Below are 20,725 nucleotides of genomic sequence, written 5' to 3'. Positions count from 1 at the left end.
GAGCCGCGGCCGCCCGGCGGCTACAGCTCGCTCCAGTCCTGGTCGGGGTAGCGGTGGACCGGCGCCGAGACGTCGTCCAGCGCACCCCTGATCTCCTCGGGAAGCGTAAGGGCCTCCACCGACAGCGCCGCACGCAGCTGTGCGGACGTGCGGGCGCCGACCAGCGCCGCGGCGACCCCGGGGCGGTCCCGGACCCACGCCAGGGCTACCTTCAGCGGGCTGCTGGCCAGGCCGTCGGCGGCGGTCGCGACCGCGTCGACGATCCGCCGCCCCCGCTCGTCGAGGTAGGGCTGGACGAAGCCGGAGAGGTACGGGGAGGCGCCCCGCGAGTCCTGCGGCACCCCGTGCCGGTACTTGCCGGTGAGCACGCCCCGGCCCAGCGGCGACGAGGCCAGCAGCCCGACCCCGAGGTCGAGGGCGGCGGGCAGCACCTCGCGCTCTATGTTGCGCTGCAGCAGCGAGTACTCCATCTGCGTGGAGGCCACGGGGGTGCGGCCGGGCACGGCCCGCTGCAGGGTGGCGGCCTTGGCGAGCTGCCAGCCGCTGAAGTTGGAGACGCCGACGTAGCGGGCCCGGCCCGAGGAGACGGCCAGGTCGAGGGCGTGCAGGGTCTCCTCGGTGGGCGTGGCGGGGTCGTACGCGTGCACCTGCCACAGGTCGACGTAGTCGGTGCCCAGCCGCTGGAGGGAGGCGTCGAGGGCGGCCAGCAGGTGGCCCCGGGAGGCGTCGAACCGGGGGTCGGCGTGCGGCACGCTGCCCGCCTTGGTGGCGATGACCAGCTCCGACCGGGGGACCAGGTCCTCGACGAGCCGGGAGAGCAGGTACTCGGCGCCGCCGTCGGCGTACACGTCGGCGGTGTCGACCAGGGTGCCGCCGGCGTCCAGGAATTCCTTGAGCTGCTCGGCGGCCTCGTGCTCGTCGGTGTCGCGGCCCCAGGTCATGGTGCCGAGGCCGATCCGGGAGACGCGCAGCCCGGTCCGGCCGAGGTGTCGCTGTTCCATGGCGCGAGCGTAGTGGCCGACCCGCCGCAGGACGTGGAGATCCGCAGGTGGGGTCGTGTCCGTGGCGGCCCCGCGCGGGCCGCCGGTCCGCCTCGCGTCCGTGTGGCGCAGCCCACAGCTACCCGTCGGTAGCATCGTCCGGGGCGCCCGGCTACGCTCGCAGGCGGCGGGGCCGCCCGGCCCGCCGGTGCGTCCGCATCCCGGCACGCGCACCCGCCGCACCACGGAGGCTGGCAGCACATGCGACTCGGCATCAACCTCGGCTACTGGGGCCTCGGCAACGACGCCGACAACATCGCGGTGGCCCAGGAGGCCGACCGCCTCGGCTACGCGGTGTGCTGGGCGGCGGAGGCGTACGGATCGGACGCCGCCACCGTGCTCGCCTACGTGGCCGCGAAGACCGAGCGGATCGATGTCGGCTCGGCGATCTTCCAGATCCCGGCCCGCACCCCCACCATGACCGCGATGACCGCCGCCACCCTGGACACCCTCTCCGGCGGCCGCTTCCGCCTCGGGCTCGGCGTCTCCGGCCCGCAGGTCTCCGAGGGCTGGTACGGCGTCAAGTTCGACAAGCCGCTGGCCCGCACCCGCGAGTACGTGGAGATCATCCGCAAGGCGATGCTGCGCGAGCGCGTCGTCCACGAGGGCGCGAACTGGACGCTGCCGCTGCCCGGCGGACCCGGCAAGCCCCTCAAGCTGACCGTGCACCCCGTCCGCGAGCACATCCCGCTGTACATCGCCGCCATCGGCCCGAAGAACCTGGAGCAGACCGGCGAGATCGCCGACGGCTGGCTCGGCATCTTCTTCGCCCCCGAGCAGGCGGAGGTCTCCCTGGAGCCGCTGCGGGCCGGCCGCGCCAAGGCCGGGAAGACCCTGGAGGGCTTCGACCTCGCCCCGACGCTGCCCGTCGCCGTCTCCGACGACGTCAAGGCCGCCGCCGACGCCTTCCGCCCCTACACCGCGCTGTACGTCGGCGGCATGGGCAGCAAGGAGCAGAACTTCTACAACCGGCTCGCCCGCCGCATGGGCTACGAGCAGGCCGCGGACGAGATCCAGGAGCGCTACCTCGCCAAGGACTACGCCGGCGCCGCCGCGGCCGTCCCGCACGAGCTGATCGACTCCACCGCGCTGATCGGCCCCAAGGAGCGCATCGCCGACCGCATGCAGGCCTACGCGGACGCGGGCGTCACCACGCTCAACCTCTCCCCGGGCGGCCTCACCCTGGACGAGCGGATCTCCACCCTGCGCACCGCCGTGGAGGCCCTGGAGCTCGCCGGCCTCGCCTGACGGCCCGCGCCCCGACGGCCCGGGTCTGCCACCCGGATCCGGCAACCGGACCCGCCACCCCCGGGCCTCGGGCCGCGCCCCCGCGGGGCCGCGGCCCGAGGCCCGGGGGTGGCCCTCTACCGGCGGCCCGCGGGCACCAGCCGGCCCAGCAGCCGGCCGAAGTCGATCAGCCGGGCGATCTGGCCCGGCCCGCCGTCGTCCAGCGACTTGGAGAACCGGAACGCCTCCGGCCGGAACCGCGCGGTCGCCACGCCCCCGTCCTCGCCCGGCGCCGCCGACAGCTCCTGCACCGTGCCGGTGGCCACCACGAGGTAGACGCCGCGGTTCGTCCGCGCTCCGTTCTCGTCGCGGCCCACCATGGTCCGCATCCCCACGTGGCCGACCGCGCCCAGCGGCAGCACCTGCACCGAGGAGTCCAGCACGGTGCCGCCGGGCGCCTCACCGTCCGTCACCTCCTCGCTGTGCCAGAGGATCAGCCGCCTGCCGTCGCAGACGGCGGCCTCCTGCCACACCGAGGCGCCGTTCTCGGTGAGGTCCACCACCCGCTCCAGGGTGAAGCCGCGCACCCTGCGCCGCCCCAGCACGCCGGAGACCGCGTCGAGCGCCACGTCCGCGTGGAGGAAGTAGGAGCGGGCCGCGTCCTGGAAGCGCCCGTAGGGCGACCAGTCGCTGCCGGCCCGGCCGCCGTGCGGCCCCTCCTCCGGCCTCGGGTCCGTCGTACGCCAGGCACCGCTGATCCGGAACATGCGCACCGCCTCACCGCCCGTCCCCCGCCGGGATCGCCGTCTGGTGGCAGCTACCTACCCAGTCACCCGGCGATCTTCACATATCCGGCGGTGCGCCGCCGCCCGGACGCGGTCACAGCCAGCCGCTGCGCTTGAACACGCGGTACAGGCCCGCGCAGACACCTGCCATGAGCAGCAGCACCGCCGGGTACCCCCACACCTGCCGCAGCTCCGGCATATGGGTGAAGTTCATCCCGTAGATCCCGGCGATCATGGTGGGGACGGCGGCCAGCGCCGCCCAGGCCGAGATCTTGCGCATGTCGTTGTTCTGCTGGACGCTCACCTGCGCCAGGTTGGCGTTCAGGATGTCCGACAGCAGCCGGTCCAGCGCTTCGACCTGCTCGTTGGCCCGGGCCAGGTGGTCGCCCACGTCCCGGAAGAAGGGGCGGGTCCCCTCCGGCACGAACGGCACCCCGCCGCCGGTGAGGCGCGCCACCGGGTCCTGCAGCGGCGCCGTGGCCCGGCGGAACTCCACGATCTGCCGCTTGAAGCCGTAGATCCGCTCGGCGACGGACCCGCTGCCGCGGGCCGAGCGCGACGTCTGCGGGGCGAAGACCGACGCCTCCAGCTCCTCCAGGTCGACCTGGAGCTCCGCCGAGATGTCGAGGTAGGTGTCGACCACCTCGTCGCAGACCGCGTACATCACCGCGCCCGGGCCGTGCCGCATCACGTCGGGCTGCTCCTCCAGGCGCCTGCGCACCTGCGCCAGCGGGCTGCCGGGACCGTGCCGCACGGTCACCACGAAGGCGTCGCCGACGAACATCATCAGCTCACCGGTGTGCACGGTGTCGTGCTCGTCGTCGTAGCCGACGGTCTTCAGCACCAGGAAGAGCGAGTCGTCGTACGACTCCAGCTTGGGCCGCTGGTGGGCCCGGACCGCGTCCTCCACGGCCAGCGGGTGCAGGCCGAACTCGTCCGTCACCAGGGCGAACTCGTCCTCCGTGGGCTCGTGCAGCCCGATCCAGACGAAGGTGTCCCCGGCCTTGCGGGCGGCCTCCACGGCGTCGGAGAAGTCCTCCGGGCCCTTGGTCCGGCTGCCGTTGCTGTAGATGGCGCAGTCCACGATCACGTGAGGATTCTCGCCCCCCGGACGCCCGCGAAACAGCCCGGGGTGCCGCGGACCTCCGAGGGGCGGCTTAGGCTGGGCCGCATGCCGACCCTGCTGCTCGTCCGCCACGGCCGCTCCACCGCGAACTCCTCCGGCGTCCTCGCCGGCTGGAGCCCCGGGGTCGACCTCGACGACGAGGGCCGGGCCCAGGCCGCGGCCCTGGCCGCCCGCCTCGCCGGGGTGCCGCTGGCCCGGGTGGTCTCCAGCCCCCTGGACCGCTGCCGCCAGACCGTGCAGCCGCTGCTCGCCGCCCGCCCCGAGCTGGGCACGGCCGACCTCGACGAGCGCGTCGGGGAGTGCCGGTACGGCGACTGGACGGGCCGCCCGCTCGCGGAGCTGGCGAAGGAGCCCCTGTGGCGCACCGTGCAGGACCACCCCTCCGCCGCGGTCTTCCCCGGCCCCGAGGGCGAGTCGCTCGCCGCCATGAGCCGCCGGGCGGTGGAGGCCGTGCGCGAGTGGGACGCGCGGGTGGCCGAGGAGCACGGGCCCGACGCGGTCTGGCTCGCCTGCACCCACGGCGACATCATCAAGGCGGTGGTGGCCGACGCGCTCGGCCTGCACCTGGACCTCTTCCAGCGGATCTCCGCCGACCCGGCGTCGGTCACCGCGGTCCGCTACACCCCGCTGCGGCCCTTCCTGCTGCGGCTCGGCGACACCGGCGACCTGTCCTCGCTCGTCCCGCGGACGCCGGCCCCCGGCGGGGACGCCGCGGAGCGGTCGGACGCCGTGGTCGGCGGCGCCACCGGCGCCTGACCGCCGGCCCGCCGGGCCCGCGCCGGGCCTCCGGCGGCCGCCGCCCGGCCGGGCCCGGACCTCCGCTGCGCCCGCCCCCTCGCAGGTGGGTAGGGTGAGAGGCGGACCACGACGTCAGCAGAGGCAGAAGTATCGGAGCAGCGCGTGCCCCGTCAGGTGTTCTTCTACGACCAGCCAGAACGGTTCGTCGCCGGCACGGTCGGCGAGCCCGGCGACCGCACCTTCTTCCTCCAGGCCACGGGGGGCGGCCGCACCACCAGCGTCCTCCTGGAGAAGACGCAGGTCGCGGCCCTGGCCGAGCGCGTCGACGAACTGCTCGACGAGGTGCTGCGGCGCAGCGGCGGCACCGCCCCGGTGCCCGCGGTCGCCCCCTCCGAACTGGTCGACGTGGCCCCGCTGGACCTGCCGCTGGTCGAGGAGTTCCGGGTCGGCACCATGGCGCTCGCCTGGGACGGCAGCGAGGAGTGCGTGGTCGTCGAGGCCCAGGCGCTGGTGGAGGCGGGCGAGGACGACGAGGACGCGGACGACGACGAGCTGATCGAGGACGAGGAGAACGGCCCGCCGCTGCTGCGGGTCCGGATCAGCGGCGCGATGGCCCGGGTCTTCGCCAAGCGCGCCCTCGACCTGGTCGCCGCCGGGCGCCCGCCGTGCCCGTTCTGCAGCCTGCCGCTGGACCCCGAGGGCCACATCTGCCCGCGCGCGAACGGGTACCGGCGCTGAACCCCGCCGACCCCGCCCCCCGCACGGCCGGCGACGCCGCCCCGGCCGCGGGGCCCGACGCGCCCCGGTCCGCCGGAACCGCCGCGCCTGCCGGCGCCCCGGACGCCCCCGAGGCGGCCCCCGGACCCGGCGACGGGGCCGCGGGGGAGCCCGACGCGGCCCCGGAGGTGCCGGAGGCCGACCCCGCCGCCTCCGCCGCGCTCGCCGCCGACCCGGAGCGCGCCCTGGCGCTGCTCCGCTCCGGCGCCCTCACCGTCCACGGGCAGCTCGGCGACGCCTCCAACACCGTGCTGTACTGCACCGTCGCCCTGGACGGCCTGGAGGCCGTCTGCGTGTACAAGCCGGTGGACGGCGAGCGGCCGCTGTGGGACTTCCCCGACGGCACCCTGGCCGGCCGCGAGGTCGCCGCCCACGAGGTCGCCGCGGCCGCCGGCTGGGCGATGGTCCCGCCGACGGTGCTGCGCGACGGCCCGTTCGGCGAGGGCATGGTCCAGCTGTGGGTGGAGCCCGACCCGCAGGCCCGGCTGCTGGCCCTCCAGGACGCCGAGGAGGCCGAGCCCGGCTGGCTGCCCGTCGGCCGCGCCGACGTCGGCGGCGGCCGCACCGCGCTGCTGGTGCACGCCGACGACCCGCGCCTGCGGCGCCTCGCCGTCCTGGACGCGGTGCTCAACAACGCCGACCGCAAGGGCGGCCACCTGCTGCCCGCCGCCGACGGGCGGCTGTACGGCATCGACCACGGCGTGACCTTCGCCGTCCCCGGCAAGCTGCGCACCCTGCTGTGGGGCTGGGCCGGGGAGCCGCTGCCGGAGGAGGCGCTGGAGGTGCTGCGCAAGCTCGCCGCGGACCTCGCGGGCGCGCTGGGCGAGCGGCTGCGGCCGCTGCTGACCGCCGCCGAGATCGCCGCGGCCCGGCGGCGGACGGCCGCGCTGCTGGACTCCGGCCGCCACCCCGGGCCCTCGGGGGACTGGCCCCCGGTGCCCTGGCCGCCGATCTGACCTGCCGGGCCGTCCCGGACCGGCCGCCCCCGCCGGCCCGCCGGGGGCGGGCCGGGGACGACCGGAAGCCCGTTGGCCGCCGAAATGATGGTCCGGTTAAAGTTTTGGGCATGCATGCCTGGCCCGCCACAGACGTCCCCGCCCTCCCCGGCCGCGGGAACCCCCTGCGCATCCACGACACCGCCGCAGGGCGCACCCGGGAGGTCGTTCCCGAGGGCCCCACGGCCCGCCTCTACGTGTGCGGCATCACCCCCTACGACGCCACCCACCTGGGCCACGCGGCCACCTACACCGCGTTCGACCTGGTCCAGCGGGTGTGGCGGGACGCGGGGCACGACGTGCTCTACGTCCAGAACGTCACCGACGTCGACGACCCGCTGCTGGTGCGGGCCGCCGAGACCGGCGTCGACTGGACCGAGCTCGCCGAGCGCGAGACCGCCCTCTTCCGCGAGGACATGACCGCCCTGCGGATGCTGCCGCCGGCCCACTACGTCGGCGCGGTGGAGTCCATCCCGTGGATCGTGCCGCTGGTGCGGCGGATGCTGGACGGCGGCGCCGCCTACGAGCTCGACGGCGACGTCTACTTCTCCGTCGAGTCCGACCCGCACTTCGGGGAGGTCTCCCGCCTCACCCCCGAGGAGATGCTGCCGCTCTTCGGCGAGCGCGGCGGCGACCCGGACCGCCCCGGCAAGAAGCACCGCCTGGACCCGCTGCTGTGGATGGCCGCCCGCCCGGGCGAGCCCTCCTGGGAGACGGAGCTGGGCCGCGGCCGGCCCGGCTGGCACATCGAGTGCGTGGCCATCGCCCTGCGGTACCTGGGCATGTCCTTCGACGTCCAGGGCGGCGGCAGCGACCTGGCCTTCCCGCACCACGAGATGGGCGCCGCGCACGCCGACGCGGTGACGGGCGAGCACCCCTACGCCCGGGCGTACGTCCACGCCGGGATGGTGGCGCTGGACGGCGAGAAGATGTCCAAGTCCCGCGGGAACCTGGTCTTCGTCTCCCGGCTGCGCGCCGCGGGCGTCGACCCGGCGGCGATCCGCCTCGCGCTCCTCGCCCACCACTACCGCTCGGACTGGGAGTGGACCGACGCGGTGCTGGACGAGGCCGTGCGGCGGCTCGGCCGCTGGCGGGCGGCTGTCTCCCGCCCGGACGGCCCCCCGGCCGAGCGGCTGCTGGCGGAGGTCCGCGCGGCGCTCGCCGAGGACCTGGACGCCCCGCGGGCGCTGGCCGCGGTCGACCGCTGGGCCGCGCTGCAGGAGGCGGAGGGCGGCGAGGACGCCGGCGCCCCCGGGCTGGTCTCCCGCACCGTCGACGCGCTGCTCGGCGTGGCGCTCTGACCCGGAGGAGGCCCTCCCCGCACCGTCCGTGACGCGCCGTCAGTCCTGGTGGCGCACCGTCGGGCCGCCCTCCGGGGCGGCCCGACGGTTTTCCGGACGCCCTTCCCGGGCGCCCCTCCCGCTGCGCCCCGGCCGGAATCCGGCGGAGGGCGGCCGGGCGGCGGCGCCCGGCCTTGACAGGATCATGCTTGGTCTAGTCCACTGGGGGCGGCGGACGACCGGCGGCTGCCCGACGCCGGTCGCCCGCCACCGGGCCGCCGCACGGCCGCTACCGGCCGTCGCCGTCCCGGTCGGCCGGCCCGCCGGGGCCGGACGCGCCGCCGTCCTCCTCCGCGGGGCCGGCGGGGCCGCTCTCCGCGTCCGTACCCGGGGCCGCCTCCCGTTCCCCGGGAGCCCGCCCGCCGTCCGGCAGCTCCGGGCCCGGCCGCCCGCCCGCCGGACCGTCCGGCGGCGCCGGCCTCGCCGGCGAGGGCCGCTCCGGCGCCCGCTGCTCCTGGCCCCGGTGCTCGGGCCCCCTGCGCTCCGGACCCCGGGACTCCTCCCACCGGAGGGACCCGGCCCGGCCGCCCTCGGGCCCCTCGCCCGGCTCCGCCGGCCCCTGGTCGCCCCGCCGCCGCAGGTACCGCTCGAACTCGCGGGCGATGGCGTCGCCGGACGCCTCCGGCAGCTCCGCGGTGTCCCGGGCCTCCTCCAGCTGCTGCACGTACTCGGCCACCTCGCTGTCCTCGGCGGCCAGCTGGTCCACGCCGATCTGCCAGGCGCGGGAGTCCTCCGGCAGCTCGCCCAGCGGGATCCGCAGGTCCAGCAGGTCCTCGACCTTGTTGAGCAGCGCCAGGGTCGCCTTGGGGTTCGGGGGCTGCGCCACGTAGTGCGGCACCGCCGCCCAGAACGTCACCGCCGGCACCCCGGCGTGCGCGCACGCCTCCTGGAGGACGCCCACGATGCCCGTCGGCCCCTCGTACCGGCTCTCCTCCAGCTCCAGGCTCCGGGCCAGCCCCGGGTCGGAGGTCACGCCGCTGACCGGCACCGGGCGGGTGTGGGGGGTGTCCCCGAGCAGCGCGCCCAGCACCACCACCATCTCCACGCCCAGCTCGTGGGCGAAGCCCAGCAGCTCGTTGCAGAACGACCGCCAGCGCATGCTCGGCTCGATGCCCCGCACCAGCACCAGGTCCCGCGGGCGGGGCTCGGTCACCCGGACCACCGACAGCCGGGTCGTCGGCCAGGTGATGCGGCGCACCGCGCCGTCCATCCACACCGTCGGCCGGTTGACCTGGAAGTCGTAGTAGTCCTCGGCGTCCAGGGCGGCGAACACCTTGCCGCCCCACACCTGGTCCAGGTGCCCCACCGCCGCGGAGGCGGCGTCCCCGGCGTCGTTCCAGCCCTCGAACGCGGCCACCATGACCGGGTCGATCAGCTCGGGCACGTCCTCGAGCTCGATCACCCAGCGCCTCCCTCCGGCCGCTCCGGCGGCCCCGGCCGGTCCCCGCGCGGGGCCCTCCCGGAGCCGGCCCGGACCGGCTGCCGACTTCCGACGCCCGCGCGGCTGCTCGCCCCGCGGACCGTACGTGACCAGCCTACGGGCAAAGGCGGGGCCTGCTCCCTCATCCGGCCGGGCGCCGCACCGCCCAGCCCGCACGGTAGTCCGACCAGTCCCGCGGGGTCGCGGTGAAGTCGACGTACAGCGCCACGCCGAACCGCTCCCGGCCGGGCTCGGTGCGCCCCAGCCCCAGCCGCACCCCGCGGACCGCCGCCGCCACCGTCTCGGCGTGCCCCCAGTGCCCGAACTTCTCCTCCCGGTACGCGGGCAGGCCCATGAGCAGGTCCACCCGGCCGGGCACGGCCTCCAGCGCGAGGGCGGTCTGCTGCGCCACGTACCCGCTGTACAGCGACTCCAGGGGCGTCCCGGTGTCGTACGACATCACCGCCACCTGGTCGACCCGCCGCGCGACCTGCCCGAGGTACGCCTGCGACCACCACTTGGGGTGGTCGGCCAGCGCCGCGGCCGCGCGGTGCAGGCCGGGCAGCGGGTCGATCTGCGGGGTCGCCGCCGAGAGCACCGCGCCGCGGCGGGCCGTCACCGCGTGCGTGCGGTCCAGGACGTCCAGGAAGCCGGGGTCCCCGGAGCGGACCGGCTCCAGGTCCAGGTGCACCCCGGCGAAGCCCGCGTCCAGGACCTGCCCGGCGGAGGCGGCGACGGCCGCCCGCACCGCGGGCCGGTCCAGGTGCAGCCCCTCCGGGTGCTCGGGCGCCACCACGTCGCCCAGCCAGGCGTGCACCCGCAGCCCCGGCGCGGCCCGGTGCAGCTCGCCGACCAGCCGGCGCGCCCGCGGGTGCAGCCGGGGGTCCAGCGTGCCGTCGTGCCCCAGCGGGCCGGCGTGGACGTACAGGTCGCGGATGCCCGTGGTGCGCAGGTCCGCGGCGAGGGCCGCCGTGTCCGCCGGACCCCTGCGGCCGTCCACCCAGGCGTGGCCGAGCCACAGCGCGTCCCGGCCGCGGGTGCGGGCGTCGGCGCGCGGCTCCCCGGCCCCCGCCAGCCGCAGCGCCGCCGCGGCCGCCGCCACCGGCGCCGCCAGGACCGCGAGCACCACCGCCAGCGCCACCGCGGCCCGCCGCGGCCGCGACAGCCCCCGCCACCACCGCCGGGACCGGCCCGGCAGCCCGGCCACCGCCGCGGCACCCGTTCGCAGTACCCCCACCGAAGACCCCGCCCCTCCTCGTCGTCCCCGGTCCGCGCCCGCACCCGGGCCACCGGGGCCGCCCAGGATACGGAACGCCGCCGACGCTTCCGCGCCCGGCGGATACGCTGGCCGGGTGCGGTCCCGAACCGACGGGGCGCGCATAGCCGACAGCCGTCGCACCCAGGGAGCATCACCATGGCCGTTGCCGTCCCGTCCGCAGCCCACCAGCGCAGGGCCGACGCCCTGCGCGAGGCCCTCGCCACCCGCGTCGTGGTGGCCGACGGGGCGATGGGCACGATGCTCCAGGCGCAGGACCCCACGCTGGACGACTTCGAGGGCCACGAGGGCTGCAACGAGATCCTCAACACCTCCCGTCCCGACATCGTCCGCTCCGTCCACGAGGCGTACTTCGAGGTCGGCGTCGACTGCGTGGAGACCAACACCTTCGGGGCCAACCTCGGGGCCCTGGGCGAGTACGGCATCGCGGACCGCATCTTCGAGCTCTCCCGGGCCGGCGCCGCCGTCGCCCGCGAGGCCGCCGACCGCTTCGCCACCGAGGACCGGCCCCGCTGGGTGCTCGGGTCCATCGGCCCGGGCACCAAGCTGCCGACCCTCGGCCACGCCCCGTACGCGGCGCTCCGCGACGCCTTCCAGGAGAACGCCGCCGGACTGGTCGCGGGCGGCGCCGACGCCCTGCTGGTGGAGACCAGCCAGGACCTGCTGCAGACCAAGGCCGCGGTGCTCGGCGCCAAGCGGGCGCTGGCCGAGGCCGGCCTGGACCTGCCGGTCTTCGTCCAGGTCACCGTCGAGACCACCGGCACCATGCTGCTGGGCTCGGAGATCGGCGCGGCGCTCACCGCCCTGGAGCCGCTCGGCGTCGACCTCATCGGCCTGAACTGCGCCACCGGCCCCGCCGAGATGAGCGAGCACCTGCGCCACCTGGCGAAGAACGCCCGCGTCGGCCTCTCCTGCATGCCCAACGCCGGACTGCCCGTCCTCGGCAGGGACGGCGCCCACTACCCGCTCACCCCGGCCGAGCTGGCCGACGCCCACGACGTCTTCACCCGCGAGTACGGGCTCTCCCTGGTCGGCGGCTGCTGCGGCACCACCCCCGAGCACCTGCGGCACGTCGTCGAGCGGGTGCGCGGCCGCGAGGTGGCCGCCCGCGACCCGCGCCCGGAGCCGGGCGCCTCCTCGCTGTACCAGGCGGTGCCGTTCCGGCAGGACACCTCCTACCTGGCCATCGGCGAGCGCACCAACGCCAACGGGTCCAAGAAGTTCCGCGAGGCCATGCTGGCGGGGGACTGGCAGGCCTGCGTGGAGATCGCCCGCGAGCAGATCCGCGACGGCTCCCACCTGCTGGACCTCTGCGTCGACTACGTCGGCCGCGACGGCACCGCCGACATGCGGGAGATCGCCGGACGCCTGGCCACCGCCTCCACCCTGCCGATCGTGCTCGACTCCACCGAGGTCGACGTGCTGCGGGCCGGCCTGGAGGCGCTGGGCGGCCGCGCGGTGCTCAACTCCGTCAACTACGAGGACGGCGACGGTCCGGACTCCCGCTTCGCCCGCATCGCCTCGCTGGCCCGCGAGCACGGCGCCGGCCTGATCGCGCTGACCATCGACGAGGAGGGCCAGGCCCGCACCGCGGAGCACAAGGTGGCCGTCGCCGAGCGGCTGATCGCCCAGCTCACCGGCGAGTACGGCATCGAGGAGTCCTCGATCCTCGTCGACTGCCTGACCTTCACCCTGGGCACCGGGCAGGAGGAGTCCCGCCGGGACGGCGTCGAGACCATCGAGGCGATCCGCGAGCTCAAGCGCCGCCACCCGGCCGTGCAGACCACCCTCGGCCTGTCCAACATCTCCTTCGGCCTGAGCCCGGCCGCGCGCGTGGTGCTGAACTCGGTCTTCCTGCACGAGTGCGTCGAGGCCGGCCTGGACTCCGCGATCGTGCACGCCTCCAAGATCCTGCCGATGGCGCGGATCCCCGAGGAGCAGCGCGAGGTGGCCCTGGACCTGGTGTACGACCGCCGGCGTGAGGGCTACGACCCGCTGCAGCGCCTGCTCCGGCTCTTCGAGGGCGTCTCCTCGGCGTCGGTGCGGGCGTCCAAGGCCGAGGAGCTGGCCGCGCTGCCGCTGGAGGAGCGCCTGCAGCGCCGCATCGTCGACGGCGAGCGCACCGGCCTGGAGGCCGACCTGGACGAGGCCCTGGCGGCCCGGCCCGCGCTGGAGATCATCAACGAGACGCTGCTGGAGGGCATGAAGACGGTCGGCGAGCTCTTCGGCTCCGGCCAGATGCAGCTGCCGTTCGTGCTCCAGTCGGCCGAGGTGATGAAGACCGCGGTGGCCCACCTGGAGCCGCACATGGAGAGGACCGGCAGCCAGGGCAAGGGCACCATCGTGCTGGCCACCGTCAAGGGCGACGTCCACGACATCGGCAAGAACCTCGTCGACATCATCCTGTCCAACAACGGCTACAACGTCGTCAACCTGGGCATCAAGCAGCCGGTCTCGGCGATCCTGGACGCCGCGCAGGAGCACGGCGCCGACGTCATCGGCATGTCGGGCCTGCTGGTCAAGTCCACGGTGATCATGAAGGAGAACCTGGAGGAGCTCAACCAGCGCGGCCTGGCCGCCGACTACCCGGTCATCCTCGGCGGGGCCGCCCTCACCCGCGCCTACGTCGAGCAGGACCTCCACGAGGTCTACGACGGCGAGGTCCGCTACGCCCGCGACGCCTTCGAGGGCCTGCGGCTGATGGACGCCCTGATCGCGGTCAAGCGCGGGGTCCCCGGCGCCGCGCTGCCCGAGCTGCGGCAGCGCCGGGTCGCGGCCCGCCCGCGGGCCGAGGAGGCGGAGGAGAACCGGGGCGCCGTCCGCTCCGACGTGGCGGTCGACAACCCCGTCCCCGCCCCGCCCTTCCTGGGCGACCGCATCGTCAAGGGCATCCCGCTCGCCGACTACGCGTCCTGGCTGGACGAGGACGCCCTCTTCAAGGGCCAGTGGGGCCTCAAGGCGTCCCGGTCCGGCGACGGCCCCACCTACGAGGAGCTGGTGGAGACCGAGGGCCGTCCCCGGCTGCGGATGTGGCTGGACCGCCTCCAGACCGACGGCCTGCTGGAGGCCGCCGTGGTGTACGGGTACTACCCGGCCGTCTCCAAGGGCGACGACCTGGTCGTCCTCCACGAGGACGGCACCGAGCGGACCCGGTTCACCTTCCCCCGCCAGCGCCGCGGCCGCCGGCTCTGCCTGGCCGACTTCTTCCGCCCGGAGGAGTCGGGGGAGCGCGACGTGGTGGGCTTCCAGGTCGTCACCATGGGCGGCCGCATCTCCGAGGCGGCCAACGAGCTCTTCGCCGCCGACGCCTACCGCGACTACCTGGAGCTGCACGGCCTCTCCGTGCAGCTCGCCGAGGCGCTGGCGGAGTACTGGCACGCCCGGGTCCGCTCCGAGCTGGGCTTCGCCGGGGAGGACCCGGACGACGTCCGCGACATGTTCGCCCTGAAGTACCGCGGCGCCCGCTTCTCGCTCGGCTACGGCGCCTGCCCCGACCTGGAGGACCGGGCCAAGATCGCCGACCTGCTGCGGCCGGAGCGGATCGGGGTCGAGCTGTCGGAGGAGTTCCAGCTCCACCCCGAGCAGTCCACCGACGCCATCGTGATCCACCACCCGGAGGCGAAGTACTTCAACGCCCGGTGACCCGCCGGCCCCGGCGCGGGGGCCGCGTCCCCGACGTGCCGACGCGGCGCCGCCGGGACACCACCGGGGCGCCGCGGCCCGGGCGGCCCGCACGCCCGGACGTGCGTATCATGGACGGCCCTTCCGGCACCGCCGGAGGGGCCGTCCGCACCCGGACCGGATCCGGCACCGCAACCGCACCGCAACCGCACCCGCACCCGCATCCGCACCGCAGAACCGACCCGAGGGGCCCCGCCCGTGACCACCACCTCCGCCGCCGCCTCCCGAGCCGACTCCGGCAGCTCCGGGCTCCAGGCCGTCCTCCTCGACATGGACGGCACCCTGGTGGACACCGAGGACTTCTGGTGGCAGGCGGAGAGCACCCTGCTGGCCGAGCTCGGCCACCGGCTCGACGAGTCGCACCGGTCCAAGGTCGTCGGCGGCCCCATGTCCCGGGTGGTGGACTACCTCATCGACACCACCGGCGTGCCGCTCACCGCCGCCGAGCTCTCCATGATGATCAACCAGCGGTTCACCGAGCTGCTGGCCGGAGGGGTGCCGCTGATGCCGGGCGCCGACCGGCTGCTCGACGAGCTCGCCGAGCACGGCGTGCCCACCGCCCTGGTCTCCGCCTCCCACCGGCACGACATCGACCTGGTGATGCGCACCCTGGGGGCCCACCGGTTCGCCTTCTCGGTCGCCGGGGACGAGGTCACCCGCACCAAGCCCCACCCCGACCCGTACCTGGTCGCCGCCGCCCGGCTGGGTGCCGAGCCCGCCCGCTGCGTGGTCGTCGAGGACTCGCCCACCGGGGTGCGGTCCGCCGAGGCCGCCGGGTGCACGCTGGTCGCGGTCCCGTCCGTGGCCCGCATCGAGGAGGCGCCGGGGCGCACCGTCGTGCCCTCCCTGGAGCACGTCGACCTGGCGCTGCTGCGCCGCCTGGTGCCCGCCCCGGTGTGACCCTCGTTACCCGCCCGCGTCCCGGCGGCCCGTACAAGGCGGACAATCATCCCCAAGTCGGCCCGCCCCCGGCGGCCCCGCGCCGGTGGCCGCTTCCCGGTGCGCACGGACGTTGTGGCACGCTACACACGATCGACACCCCGTGGCGGTCCCGTCGGCCCCCCTCCCCGCAGCCTGACGGACCGCCACCCCAGGCCCGCACACCGCTCCGTGGCGTCCACCCGCGCCCGCCGGCCGGTCCGCGGGCCGCACGGCATGGCCGCTGCGTCGCACCACGCCGCAGCGGGCGCGGCCCGTCCCCACACCCCGGGGGCGGGCGCGGCAACGAGCGGCGCCCTGACCGCCGGTCTGGAGAAGAAGAGAAGAGATGTCAGCAGTCACACGACTGGCGGTGCTCGGCTGCGTCGGCCTGGTCGCCTCGACGGTCGCCGCGTGCGGCTCCTCCACGCCCGGCGGCGCCGGCGAGGGCGCGAAGGCGATAACCATGGGCACCACCGCGGTGACCAGTACCCTCGACCCGGCCGGCGCCTACGACGCCGGTTCCTGGATGCTGCTCGCCAACACCCACCAGACGCTGCTGAGCTTCCCGGCGGGCGCCACGACGCCGCAGCCCGAAGCGGCCCAGTCCTGCTCCTTCGCCGGCGGCAGCGCGACCGAGTACACCTGCACGCTGCGCAGCGGCCTGAAGTTCTCCAACGGCCACCCGCTCACGGCCCAGGACGTCGTCTTCTCCTTCACCCGGATGAAGAAGATCCACGACCCGTCGGGCCCGGCGGACATCATGTTGAGCACCCTGGCGTCGATCGAGGCCAAGGGATCCGACCAGGTGGTCTTCCACCTCAACGCCCCCGACGCGGTCTTCCCCTCCAAGATCGCCACCCCGGCGGGCGCCATCGTCGACCACCAGGTCTACCCGGCGGCCTCCCTGCTGCCCAACAGCCGCATGGTCGGCTCCGGCCCCTACAAGGTCGACGGCATCGACGAGATGCCCGCCGCCGACGGCGGGGCCAGGATTCCCGGCACCGTGCACATGAGCGCCAACCCGGACTACAAGGGCATCGCCAAGCTGGAGAACAGCGCCTTCAACCTGCGCTACTTCAACGAGGCCTCCCAGATGAAGTCGGCGCTGGACAGCGGAGACGTCGACCTCACCGACAACGGACTCGATCCCAAGGACGTCCTCGCCTACAAGGACGCGGCCCTCAAGGGGACCGGCGGCGTCAAGATCGTCGAAGGAACCGCCGCCGAGACCCGCTACCTGGTCTTCAACACCAAGGACCCGGTCGTCGGCCGTACCGCCGTGCGCCGCGCCGTCGCCCAGCTGCTGGACCGCAAGGCCATCGCCCGCGACTCCCACCAGCGCACCGTGCAGGCCCTCTACTCGGTCGTCCCCGCAGGCATCCTCGGCAGCAATACCGCCTTCTACAGCGAGTACGGAGACCCCAGCGTCGACGCCGCCCGCCGGATCCTGCGGACCGCCGGCATCAAGGCGCCGGTGGACTTCTCCCTCACCTGGTCCCGCACCGGTGTCAACCGCGTCGAGGCGGAGCAGATCAAGCAGCAGCTGGAGGCCAGCGGGCTGTTCAGGGTCGAGGTGAAGCAGGAGGCCGACTGGACCACCTTCACCAAGAACTGGCAGCGCGGCGTCTACCAGGCGTACACCGTCTCCTGGGTACCCGACTACCCCGACGCCGACGACTACATCGTCCCGCTGGTGGTCCAGGGCGGCACGTTCGCCAACAGCTGGGACAGCCCCCAGATCACCGGCCGCCTGATTCCGCAGACCCGCAGGATCGCCGACCGCAGCGCCACCCTGGACCAGTTCGCCGCGATGCAGCGGATCGTCGCCCACGCCTCTCCGCTGGTTCCCCTCTGGCAGAGCAAGTCGTTCTACGCCTGCAAGGACAACATCGGCGGCCTGGAGTCCACCGTGGACGTCACCGGCGTCTTCCGCTTCTGGCAGATCAGCCGCATCGACGGCTGACCCGCACCGCGGACCGCCGAGGTCCGCGGCCGGACCCGAGGGGCCGGCCGGAGCACCCGCTCCGGCCGGCCCCCGTGCGTGCGGCCCCCGTGCGTGCGGCCCCCGTGCGTGCGGCCCCCGTGAGGGCCGTGCGCACGGGGGCCGGCCGGCCGCGCCTACAGGGCACCCGGGCGGACCAGGCCGCTCTCGTAGGCGTACACGGCCGCCTGCACCCGGTCGCGCAGGCCCAGCTTGGTCAGCACGTGGCCCACGTGGGTCTTCACCGTCGTCTCGCTGACGAACAGCTCGGCGGCGATCTCCGCGTTGGACAGCCCCCGCGCCACCAGCCGCAGCACCTCCACCTCGCGCTCGGTGAGCGTGCCCAGCGAGGCGGGCGGCGCCTCGTCGCCCGAGGGCAGCCGGGTGGCGTACATGTCCAGCAGCCGGCGCGTCACGCTGGGCGCCAGCATCGCGGCGCCGTCCGCCACCACCCGGATCGCCTGCACCAGCTCCTCCGCCGGCACGTCCTTGAGCAGGAAGCCGCTCGCCCCCGCCCGCAGCGCCTCCACGACGTACTCGTCCAGGTCGAAGGTGGTGAGCACCAGCACCTTCGCCGGCCCGTCCCGGCCCGGTCCGGCGATCCGCCGGGTGGCCTCCACGCCGTCCATCCGGGGCATCCGGATGTCCATCAGCACCACGTCCGGCTGCAGCGCCCGCACCTGGTCCAGGGCCTGCTGGCCGTCGCCGGCCTCGCCCACCACGGCCAGGTCGGGCTCGGCCTCCAGGATCATCCGGAAACCGGTGCGCAGCAGCGGCTGGTCGTCGACCAGCAGCACTCGGATCGTCACCACGACTCCTCGGTCGTCCTCGGCTGGGGCAGCACGTCGAGCGGGTAGGGCGGCGGCGTACCGCCGAAACTCGGGCACAGGGCGCGGTGGTCGCACCAGTCGCACAGGCGGCTCGGGCGGGGGCGCCACTCGCCGGTCGCCACGGCTCTCCCGATCGCCTCCCACAGGGCCAGCAGCTTGCGCTCCACGGCCCGCAGGTCCTCCGGCTCCGGGTCGTACGCCACCACGTCGCCGCTGCCCAGGTAGACCAGCTGCAGCCGCTTCGGCACCACGCCCCGCAGCCGCCACAGCACCAGCGCGTAGAACTTCATCTGGAACATGGCCTTGCCCTCGAAGTCCCGCGAGGGCGCCCGGCCGGTCTTGTAGTCGACCAGCCGGACCTCGCCGGTGGGCGCCACGTCGACCCGGTCGACGTAGCCGCGCAGCACCAGGCCCGACTCCAGGGCGGTCTCCACGTACAGCTCCCGCTCGGCGGGCTCCAGCCGGTTCGGGTCCTCCAGCCGGAAGTACCCGTCCAGCAGCCGCTCGGCGTCGGCGAGCCAGCCGGCCAGCACCGAGCCGTCCGCGTCGTCGGGGAAGAGGTCCGCCAGCTCGGGGCGCTCGCCCAGCAGCCGCTCCCACTGGGGGCGCAGCAACTCCCGGGCCCGTTCGGGGGTGCGCTCGCCCGCGGGGCTGTCGAAGAGCCGCTCCAGGACGGCGTGGACCACCGTGCCCCGCGTCGCGGCGGGGCTCGGCGGCTCGGGGAGCCGGTCGATCACCCGGAACCGGTACAGCAGCGGGCAGTTCATGAAGTCGGCCGCCCGTGACGGGGAGAGGCCGGTGGGCGCGGCGGCCGGGCGCCCCGCGGCGGGGGCACCCGCCGCAGGACGGGCCGGGGTCGGCGGTGCGCCGGGCTCCCCGGGCGTGCCGCTGCTGTCGGTCTGGTGCATGCCCCGACCCTATGCCCCGGCGGTGACACCGCGCCGGGTTCCTCCCGGCACCCGCGGCCCCGCGCTCCTCCGCCCGTCCTCCGCCTCCCGTCCTCCGCCTCCCGTCCATGTCCCGCCCGCGTCCCGTCCGCGGTCCTCCGGTCTCCCGGGCCGGATGCGGCTGACCCGCCTCCGGAGCGGGTACCAGACCAGGGGTGCCACACCCGCACCGGCCGCCGCACGGGAGCACGCCCGCGATCGTCCGGCACCCGGCCATCACGTAGCGTGGGCGTACGCGTGCGTCCCGGGCCCGCCCCCGGACGCCGCGCCGGACGCGATCTGAAGGGGCCACGGTGAGCGAGACCAGGGGGCAGCCGACGTCGGACGGGGCCCGCCCCGGACCGGCCGGCCCCGACCGCCCCGACCCCTCCGGCCCGGCCCCCCGCGACCCCGGGCGGCCCGACCCCGGGCGGCCCGACCCCGGACCGGCCGGCCCCCTGCCGTCCGGCCCCGGTCAGCCCGGCCCCGGACGGCCCGGCCCCGGACGGCCCGACGACCCCGAGCGCCCGCGCGGCGGGATCCTCATGGGGCGCCCCTTCGGCGTCCCGGTCTACGTCACCCCCACCTGGTTCGTCATCGCCGCGCTCATCACCTGGGTCTTCGGCAGCCGACTCGGGACGGTGCTGCCCGGACTGGGCCGCGAGCGCTACCTGCTGGCGCTCTTCTTCGCCGTCGCCTTCTACGCCTCGGTCCTCGTCCACGAACTCGCCCACACCCTGGTCGCGCTCCGCTACCGCCTCCCCGTGCGCCGCATCCAGCTGCAGTTCTTCGGCGGCGTCTCCGAGATCGAGAAGGAGGCGGAGACCCCCGGCCGGGAGTTCTGGCTCGCGTTCTCCGGTCCGCTGCTCTCCCTCGTGACCGGCGGCGTCTTCTACCTGGGCCTCCGCCTCGTGCGGCCCGACACGGTGCCCGGGGTGCTGCTGGCCGGCCTGATGGCCTCGAACGTCGTCGTGGCCGCCTTCAACCTGCTGCCCGGCCTGCCGCTGGACGGCGGCCGGATGCTCCGCGCCGCCGTGTGGCGCGCCACCGGCCGGCCGCTGGCGGGCACCGCGGCCGCGGCCTGGGCGGGCCGCTGCCTCGCGGTGGCCGTCCTGGTCGGGCTGCCCCTGCTGACCGCCCGGCGCACGGCGCCGGCCGCCTCCGGGGCCGACACCCTCACCGACGCCGTCCTCGCCGCCGTCCTGGCGGCAATCATCTGGAACGGCGCCGGGCAGAGCCTGCGCACCGCCCGCCTCAAGGAGGCGCTGCCGCGGCTGCGGGTGCGCGCCCTCACCCGCCCGGCCGTGCAGGTCGCCGCGGACACCCCGCTCGCCGAGGCCCTGCGGCAGGCCCGCGAGGCGGGGGCCCGCGGCATCGTGGTGGTCGACGGCCGCGGCGAGCCGCGCGCCCTGGTCCGGGAGGCCGCCGTCCTCGCCGTGCCGGAGCACCGCCGCCCCTGGACGGCCACCGGCGCCCTCGCCCGCGACCTGCTCCCGGGCATGCGGCTGTCCGCCGACGGCGACGGCGAGGAGCTGCTGGCGGCGCTGCGGCGGGCGCCCGCCAGCGAGTACCTGGTCGTCGAGGCGGACGGCACGGTCCACGGGGTGCTCTCCCTCGCCGACGTGGAGCGGGTCCTCGCCGCCGCGATGGCGGGCCGCTGAC

16 protein-coding genes are annotated in these 20,725 nt (G+C 75.6%); 9 read left to right on the top strand and 7 right to left on the bottom strand.

Features of this window, described 5'->3' with window-relative positions; translation table 11 throughout:
* Positions 1-20: 20 nt before the first annotated feature.
* A complete protein-coding gene (locus tag ACFY07_RS02730; protein ID WP_390867030.1) occupies positions 21-1,001 on the bottom strand; it encodes an aldo/keto reductase in 981 nt (326 codons plus the stop codon).
* Between the two features lie 240 nt (positions 1,002-1,241).
* Here ACFY07_RS02730 and ACFY07_RS02725 point away from each other — a divergent pair, with 240 nt between their 5' ends.
* Positions 1,242-2,288, top strand: coding sequence for an LLM class F420-dependent oxidoreductase (locus tag ACFY07_RS02725; protein WP_230647894.1), 1,047 nt, complete (start codon positions 1,242-1,244; stop codon positions 2,286-2,288).
* A gap of 116 nt (positions 2,289-2,404) precedes the next feature.
* On the opposite strand, the gene ACFY07_RS02720 is transcribed toward ACFY07_RS02725, so the two are convergent.
* Positions 2,405-3,034, bottom strand: coding sequence for a hypothetical protein (locus tag ACFY07_RS02720; RefSeq protein ID WP_390867028.1), 630 nt, complete (start codon positions 3,032-3,034; stop codon positions 2,405-2,407).
* 112 nt (positions 3,035-3,146) lie between these two features.
* Entirely contained in the window at positions 3,147-4,142 is a 996-nt protein-coding gene (gene corA, locus ACFY07_RS02715; protein ID WP_390867026.1) for a magnesium/cobalt transporter CorA, read from the bottom strand.
* Between the two features lie 81 nt (positions 4,143-4,223).
* Here corA and ACFY07_RS02710 point away from each other — a divergent pair, with 81 nt between their 5' ends.
* The 4 genes from ACFY07_RS02710 (at position 4,224) to mshC (ending at position 7,989) form a co-directional block, all read left to right on the top strand.
* Positions 4,224-4,934, top strand: a complete 711-nt coding sequence (locus ACFY07_RS02710) for a histidine phosphatase family protein (protein ID WP_230647891.1) — start codon at positions 4,224-4,226, stop codon at positions 4,932-4,934.
* Positions 4,935-5,078: 144 nt separating this feature from the next.
* Complete coding sequence (locus ACFY07_RS02705) at positions 5,079-5,654, top strand: DUF3090 domain-containing protein (protein ID WP_230647890.1); 576 nt, start codon at positions 5,079-5,081, stop codon at positions 5,652-5,654.
* Between the two features lie 167 nt (positions 5,655-5,821).
* Positions 5,822-6,649: an SCO1664 family protein gene (locus ACFY07_RS02700; protein ID WP_374228041.1), complete on the top strand. Its 828-nt coding sequence runs from the start codon at positions 5,822-5,824 to the stop codon at positions 6,647-6,649.
* A 110-nt stretch (positions 6,650-6,759) separates the two neighbouring features.
* Positions 6,760-7,989: a cysteine--1-D-myo-inosityl 2-amino-2-deoxy-alpha-D-glucopyranoside ligase gene (gene mshC, locus ACFY07_RS02695; RefSeq protein WP_390867025.1), complete on the top strand. Its 1,230-nt coding sequence runs from the start codon at positions 6,760-6,762 to the stop codon at positions 7,987-7,989.
* A gap of 268 nt (positions 7,990-8,257) precedes the next feature.
* Here mshC and ACFY07_RS02690 read toward each other — a convergent pair whose 3' ends face one another.
* Together ACFY07_RS02690 and ACFY07_RS02685 are read right to left on the bottom strand one after the other, a co-directional pair.
* Positions 8,258-9,430, bottom strand: coding sequence for a PAC2 family protein (locus tag ACFY07_RS02690; protein WP_390867024.1), 1,173 nt, complete (start codon positions 9,428-9,430; stop codon positions 8,258-8,260).
* A 160-nt stretch (positions 9,431-9,590) separates the two neighbouring features.
* Positions 9,591-10,685, bottom strand: a complete 1,095-nt coding sequence (locus ACFY07_RS02685; RefSeq protein ID WP_390867023.1) for a hypothetical protein — start codon at positions 10,683-10,685, stop codon at positions 9,591-9,593.
* A 177-nt stretch (positions 10,686-10,862) separates the two neighbouring features.
* Here ACFY07_RS02685 and metH point away from each other — a divergent pair, with 177 nt between their 5' ends.
* The 3 genes from metH to ACFY07_RS02670 all read left to right on the top strand — a co-directional run bounded on the left by metH (position 10,863) and on the right by ACFY07_RS02670 (position 17,289).
* Positions 10,863-14,366: a methionine synthase gene (gene metH, locus ACFY07_RS02680; protein WP_390867021.1), complete on the top strand. Its 3,504-nt coding sequence runs from the start codon at positions 10,863-10,865 to the stop codon at positions 14,364-14,366.
* Between the two features lie 237 nt (positions 14,367-14,603).
* Entirely contained in the window at positions 14,604-15,305 is a 702-nt protein-coding gene (locus ACFY07_RS02675) for an HAD family phosphatase (protein ID WP_230647885.1), read from the top strand.
* A gap of 367 nt (positions 15,306-15,672) precedes the next feature.
* Positions 15,673-17,289, top strand: coding sequence for an ABC transporter substrate-binding protein (locus tag ACFY07_RS02670; RefSeq protein WP_390867020.1), 1,617 nt, complete (start codon positions 15,673-15,675; stop codon positions 17,287-17,289).
* Between the two features lie 155 nt (positions 17,290-17,444).
* On the opposite strand, the gene ACFY07_RS02665 is transcribed toward ACFY07_RS02670, so the two are convergent.
* Both ACFY07_RS02665 and ACFY07_RS02660 read right to left on the bottom strand, forming a co-directional pair.
* Complete coding sequence (locus ACFY07_RS02665) at positions 17,445-18,116, bottom strand: response regulator transcription factor (protein ID WP_230647883.1); 672 nt, start codon at positions 18,114-18,116, stop codon at positions 17,445-17,447.
* A complete protein-coding gene (locus ACFY07_RS02660; RefSeq protein ID WP_390867019.1) occupies positions 18,113-19,045 on the bottom strand; it encodes a RecB family exonuclease in 933 nt (310 codons plus the stop codon). The genes ACFY07_RS02665 and ACFY07_RS02660 overlap by 4 nt, the downstream gene beginning before the upstream one ends.
* A 332-nt stretch (positions 19,046-19,377) precedes the next feature.
* Between ACFY07_RS02660 and ACFY07_RS02655 the strand changes: the two genes are divergently transcribed.
* Positions 19,378-20,724 (top strand): site-2 protease family protein, encoded by a 1,347-nt coding sequence (locus ACFY07_RS02655; protein WP_390867018.1) that lies wholly within the window; start codon positions 19,378-19,380, stop codon positions 20,722-20,724.
* The last annotated feature ends 1 nt before the right edge of the window (position 20,725 follow it).

The sequence above is a fragment of the Streptomyces sp. NPDC001380 genome, from assembly GCF_042895785.1.
Classification (GTDB): domain Bacteria; phylum Actinomycetota; class Actinomycetes; order Streptomycetales; family Streptomycetaceae; genus Peterkaempfera.
This window is presented reverse-complemented; position numbering and strand designations above follow the sequence as displayed.

Bases quoted from the DNA above. Each gene is read 5' to 3' on its own strand.
- ACFY07_RS02730 (WP_390867030.1), bottom strand. From the start codon at position 1,001: ATGGAACAGCGACACCTCGGCCGGACCGGGCTGCGCGTCTCCCGGATC.
- ACFY07_RS02725 (WP_230647894.1), top strand. From the start codon at position 1,242: ATGCGACTCGGCATCAACCTCGGCTACTGGGGCCTCGGCAACGACGCC.
- ACFY07_RS02720 (WP_390867028.1), bottom strand. From the start codon at position 3,034: ATGTTCCGGATCAGCGGTGCCTGGCGTACGACGGACCCGAGGCCGGAG.
- ACFY07_RS02710 (WP_230647891.1), top strand. From the start codon at position 4,224: ATGCCGACCCTGCTGCTCGTCCGCCACGGCCGCTCCACCGCGAACTCC.
- mshC (WP_390867025.1), top strand. From the start codon at position 6,760: ATGCATGCCTGGCCCGCCACAGACGTCCCCGCCCTCCCCGGCCGCGGG.
- metH (WP_390867021.1), top strand. From the start codon at position 10,863: ATGGCCGTTGCCGTCCCGTCCGCAGCCCACCAGCGCAGGGCCGACGCC.
- ACFY07_RS02670 (WP_390867020.1), top strand. From the start codon at position 15,673: ATGTCAGCAGTCACACGACTGGCGGTGCTCGGCTGCGTCGGCCTGGTC.
- ACFY07_RS02660 (WP_390867019.1), bottom strand. From the start codon at position 19,045: ATGCACCAGACCGACAGCAGCGGCACGCCCGGGGAGCCCGGCGCACCG.